The organism is Pseudomonas sp. NPDC088444 (genome assembly GCF_044900175.1).
GTDB lineage: Bacteria > Pseudomonadota > Gammaproteobacteria > Pseudomonadales > Pseudomonadaceae > Aquipseudomonas.
The window spans coordinates 1-5469 of record NZ_JBJDNK010000030.1 but is presented as its reverse complement, the minus strand read 5'-3'; the positions used below and the strand labels follow the sequence as shown (position 1 = coordinate 5469).

Sequence of the window (5469 nt, the reverse complement as noted above, 5' to 3'; positions counted from 1 at the left end):
CTGCAATTGAATCTTGACGATGACCTACTCTCACATGGGGAAACCCCACACTACCATCGGCGATGTATCGTTTCACTTCTGAGTTCGGGATGGGATCAGGTGGTTCCAACACTCTATGGTCGTCAAGAAATTCGGTGTGCCGACTCGTCTTTCGACGCTTCAGCAAATCAGGTATGTGATATCCGTTCGTGACGCAAACTCTCGGTTCGTGTCGTCTCCACAGTCACCGCAATCCGGCCCTTGGCTCAAATTGCTTGGGTGTTATATGGTCAAGCCTCACGGGCAATTAGTATGGGTTAGCTCAACGCCTCACAGCGCTTACACACCCCACCTATCAACGTCGTAGTCTTCGACGGCCCTTCAGGGAACTCAAGGTTCCAGTGAGATCTCATCTTGAGGCAAGTTTCCCGCTTAGATGCTTTCAGCGGTTATCTTTTCCGAACATAGCTACCCGGCAATGCCACTGGCGTGACAACCGGAACACCAGAGGTTCGTCCACTCCGGTCCTCTCGTACTAGGAGCAGCCCCTCTCAAATCTCAAACGTCCACGGCAGATAGGGACCGAACTGTCTCACGACGTTCTAAACCCAGCTCGCGTACCACTTTAAATGGCGAACAGCCATACCCTTGGGACCGGCTTCAGCCCCAGGATGTGATGAGCCGACATCGAGGTGCCAAACACCGCCGTCGATATGAACTCTTGGGCGGTATCAGCCTGTTATCCCCGGAGTACCTTTTATCCGTTGAGCGATGGCCCTTCCATACAGAACCACCGGATCACTAAGACCTACTTTCGTACCTGCTCGACGTGTCTGTCTCGCAGTCAAGCGCGCTTTTGCCTTTATACTCTGCGACCGATTTCCGACCGGTCTGAGCGCACCTTCGTACTCCTCCGTTACTCTTTAGGAGGAGACCGCCCCAGTCAAACTACCCACCATACACTGTCCTCGATCCGGATGACGGACCTGAGTTAGAACCTCAAAGTTGCCAGGGTGGTATTTCAAGGATGGCTCCACGCAAACTGGCGTTCACGCTTCAAAGCCTCCCACCTATCCTACACAAGCAAATTCAAAGTCCAGTGCAAAGCTATAGTAAAGGTTCACGGGGTCTTTCCGTCTAGCCGCGGATACACTGCATCTTCACAGCGATTTCAATTTCACTGAGTCTCGGGTGGAGACAGCGCCGCCATCGTTACGCCATTCGTGCAGGTCGGAACTTACCCGACAAGGAATTTCGCTACCTTAGGACCGTTATAGTTACGGCCGCCGTTTACCGGGGCTTCGATCAAGAGCTTCGCTTTCGCTAACCCCATCAATTAACCTTCCGGCACCGGGCAGGCGTCACACCCTATACGTCCACTTTCGTGTTTGCAGAGTGCTGTGTTTTTAATAAACAGTCGCAGCGGCCTGGTATCTTCGACCGGCATGGGCTTACGGAGCAAGTCCTTCACCCTCACCGGCGCACCTTCTCCCGAAGTTACGGTGCCATTTTGCCTAGTTCCTTCACCCGAGTTCTCTCAAGCGCCTTGGTATTCTCTACCTAACCACCTGTGTCGGTTTGGGGTACGGTTCCCGATTATCTGAAGCTTAGAAGCTTTTCTTGGAAGCATGGCATCAACCACTTCGTGTTCGAAAGAACACTCGTCATCAGCTCTCGGCCTTGAAACCCCGGATTTACCTAAGATTTCAGCCTACCACCTTAAACCTGGACAACCAACGCCAGGCTGGCCTAGCCTTCTCCGTCCCTCCATCGCAATAACCGGAAGTACAGGAATATTAACCTGTTTTCCATCGACTACGCTTTTCAGCCTCGCCTTAGGGACCGACTAACCCTGCGTCGATTAACGTTGCGCAGGAAACCTTGGTCTTTCGGCGTGGGTGTTTTTCACACCCATTGTCGTTACTCATGTCAGCATTCGCACTTCTGATACCTCCAGCAAGCTTCTCAACTCACCTTCACAGGCTTACAGAACGCTCCTCTACCGCATCACCTAAGTGATACCCGTAGCTTCGGTGCATGGTTTGAGCCCCGTTACATCTTCCGCGCAGGCCGACTCGACTAGTGAGCTATTACGCTTTCTTTAAAGGGTGGCTGCTTCTAAGCCAACCTCCTAGCTGTCTAAGCCTTCCCACATCGTTTCCCACTTAACCATGACTTTGGGACCTTAGCTGACGGTCTGGGTTGTTTCCCTTTTCACGACGGACGTTAGCACCCGCCGTGTGTCTCCCATGCTCGGCACTTGTAGGTATTCGGAGTTTGCATCGGTTTGGTAAGTCGGGATGACCCCCTAGCCGAAACAGTGCTCTACCCCCTACAGTGATACATGAGGCGCTACCTAAATAGCTTTCGAGGAGAACCAGCTATCTCCGAGCTTGATTAGCCTTTCACTCCGATCCACAGGTCATCCGCTAACTTTTCAACGGTAGTCGGTTCGGTCCTCCAGTCAGTGTTACCTAACCTTCAACCTGCCCATGGATAGATCGCCCGGTTTCGGGTCTATTCCCAGCGACTAGACGCCCTATTAAGACTCGCTTTCGCTACGCCTCCCCTATTCGGTTAAGCTTGCCACTGAAAATAAGTCGCTGACCCATTATACAAAAGGTACGCAGTCACCTAACAAAGTAGGCTCCCACTGCTTGTACGCATACGGTTTCAGGATCTATTTCACTCCGCTCTCCGCGGTTCTTTTCGCCTTTCCCTCACGGTACTGGTTCACTATCGGTCAGTCAGTAGTATTTAGCCTTGGAGGATGGTCCCCCCATGTTCAGACAAGGTTTCTCGTGCCCCGTCCTACTCGATTTCATTGACAAGAGGTTTTCGCGTACAGGGCTATCACCCACTATGGCCGCACTTTCCAGAGCGTTCCGCTAACCTCAAATCAACTTAAGGGCTGGTCCCCGTTCGCTCGCCACTACTAAGGGAATCTCGGTTGATTTCTTTTCCTCAGGGTACTTAGATGTTTCAGTTCCCCTGGTTCGCCTCTTGCACCTATGTATTCAGTGCAAGATAACGGTCTTGTGACCGCTGGGTTCCCCCATTCAGACATCTCCGGATCACAGTCTGTTTGCCGACTCCCCGAAGCTTTTCGCAGGCTACCACGTCTTTCATCGCCTCTGACTGCCAAGGCATCCACCGTATGCGCTTCTTCACTTGACCATATAACCCCAAGCAATCTGGTTATACTGTGAAGACGACATTCGCCGAAAGTTTGCTATTCACAAACTTTACCTTAGCCTGAAGTTCCACCAGTGAAAGTGGCCTTCAGTCTATCTTTCTATCACATACCCGAATTTTTAAAGAACGATCTGATCAAAGACCAGAAATCAACATTCATCATCAGCCTGATGGAATGCTCATTTCTAAGCTTTAAGCAACACAAGCAGCGGCAAACCAGTAAATGGTGGAGCCAAGCGGGATCGAACCGCTGACCTCCTGCGTGCAAGGCAGGCGCTCTCCCAGCTGAGCTATGGCCCCAGGGAACTGGTAGGTCTGGGCAGATTTGAACTGCCGACCTCACCCTTATCAGGGGTGCGCTCTAACCAACTGAGCTACAGACCTATTAAAGGCTCTGCTTATCGTCTTCTTCAATGAATCAAGCAATTCGTGTGGGAACTTGCGAAGCAGCCGAGTCTTCGATTAAGGAGGTGATCCAGCCGCAGGTTCCCCTACGGCTACCTTGTTACGACTTCACCCCAGTCATGAATCACACCGTGGTAACCGTCCTCCCGAAGGTTAGACTAGCTACTTCTGGTGCAACCCACTCCCATGGTGTGACGGGCGGTGTGTACAAGGCCCGGGAACGTATTCACCGCGACATTCTGATTCGCGATTACTAGCGATTCCGACTTCACGCAGTCGAGTTGCAGACTGCGATCCGGACTACGATCGGTTTTATGGGATTAGCTCCACCTCGCGGCTTGGCAACCCTTTGTACCGACCATTGTAGCACGTGTGTAGCCCAGGCCGTAAGGGCCATGATGACTTGACGTCATCCCCACCTTCCTCCGGTTTGTCACCGGCAGTCTCCTTAGAGTGCCCACCATAACGTGCTGGTAACTAAGGACAAGGGTTGCGCTCGTTACGGGACTTAACCCAACATCTCACGACACGAGCTGACGACAGCCATGCAGCACCTGTCTCAGTGTTCCCGAAGGCACCAAACCATCTCTGGTAAGTTCACTGGATGTCAAGGCCTGGTAAGGTTCTTCGCGTTGCTTCGAATTAAACCACATGCTCCACCGCTTGTGCGGGCCCCCGTCAATTCATTTGAGTTTTAACCTTGCGGCCGTACTCCCCAGGCGGTCAACTTAATGCGTTAGCTGCGCCACTAAAATCTCAAGGATTCCAACGGCTAGTTGACATCGTTTACGGCGTGGACTACCAGGGTATCTAATCCTGTTTGCTCCCCACGCTTTCGCACCTCAGTGTCAGTATGAGCCCAGGTGGTCGCCTTCGCCACTGGTGTTCCTTCCTATATCTACGCATTTCACCGCTACACAGGAAATTCCACCACCCTCTGCCCTACTCTAGCTTGCCAGTTTTGGATGCAGTTCCCAGGTTGAGCCCGGGGCTTTCACATCCAACTTAACAAACCACCTACGCGCGCTTTACGCCCAGTAATTCCGATTAACGCTTGCACCCTCTGTATTACCGCGGCTGCTGGCACAGAGTTAGCCGGTGCTTATTCTGTCGGTAACGTCAAAACAGCAAGGTATTAACTTACTGCCCTTCCTCCCAACTTAAAGTGCTTTACAATCCGAAGACCTTCTTCACACACGCGGCATGGCTGGATCAGGCTTTCGCCCATTGTCCAATATTCCCCACTGCTGCCTCCCGTAGGAGTCTGGACCGTGTCTCAGTTCCAGTGTGACTGATCATCCTCTCAGACCAGTTACGGATCGTCGCCTTGGTGAGCCATTACCTCACCAACTAGCTAATCCGACCTAGGCTCATCTGATAGCGTGAGGTCCGAAGAGCCCCCACTTTCTCCCGTAGGACGTATGCGGTATTAGCGTCCCTTTCGAGACGTTGTCCCCCACTACCAGGCAGATTCCTAGGCATTACTCACCCGTCCGCCGCTGAATCAGAGAGCAAGCTCCCTTCATCCGCTCGACTTGCATGTGTTAGGCCTGCCGCCAGCGTTCAATCTGAGCCATGATCAAACTCTTCAGTTCAATACTGCAATCGGGTTTTGAGAAAACCCTATAAACTTGGCTCAGCAATCGTTGGTTAAACCATGATTTCTCGTGGAGTAATTTGCGATGCTGATAATCTGTTGACTTCAGTCTTACAGCGCAAGCACCCACACGAATTGCTTGATTCAGTTGTTAAAGAGCGGTTGGTCAAGAATCTTTCGTCTCAACCGAGGCGCGCATTCTACAGCAGCGTCTCATCTTGTCAAGCGGTTATTTTCAGAAGTTTTCAAAATTTCTTTTTCAACTTCAACCACTTGCGCTTCGTTCGATTTGG

2 tRNA genes and 3 rRNA genes are annotated in these 5469 nt (G+C 51.8%); all 5 read right to left on the bottom strand.

The features are described 5' to 3' along the window. Positions 1-11 precede the first annotated feature (11 nt). A 5S ribosomal RNA gene (rrf, locus tag ACI2KB_RS29155) occupies positions 12-127 on the bottom strand. A 138-nt stretch (positions 128-265) separates the two neighbouring features. Continuing rightward, a 23S ribosomal RNA gene (locus ACI2KB_RS29150) occupies positions 266-3156 on the bottom strand. Positions 3157-3398: 242 nt separating this feature from the next. Then, a tRNA-Ala gene (locus tag ACI2KB_RS29145) sits at positions 3399-3474 on the bottom strand. Between the two features lie 7 nt (positions 3475-3481). Next, a tRNA-Ile gene (locus ACI2KB_RS29140) sits at positions 3482-3558 on the bottom strand. Positions 3559-3637: 79 nt separating this feature from the next. Beyond that, a 16S ribosomal RNA gene (locus tag ACI2KB_RS29135) occupies positions 3638-5174 on the bottom strand. Together the 16S, 23S and 5S rRNA genes with 2 tRNA genes alongside form the textbook arrangement of a ribosomal RNA operon. Positions 5175-5469: the final 295 nt, after the last annotated feature.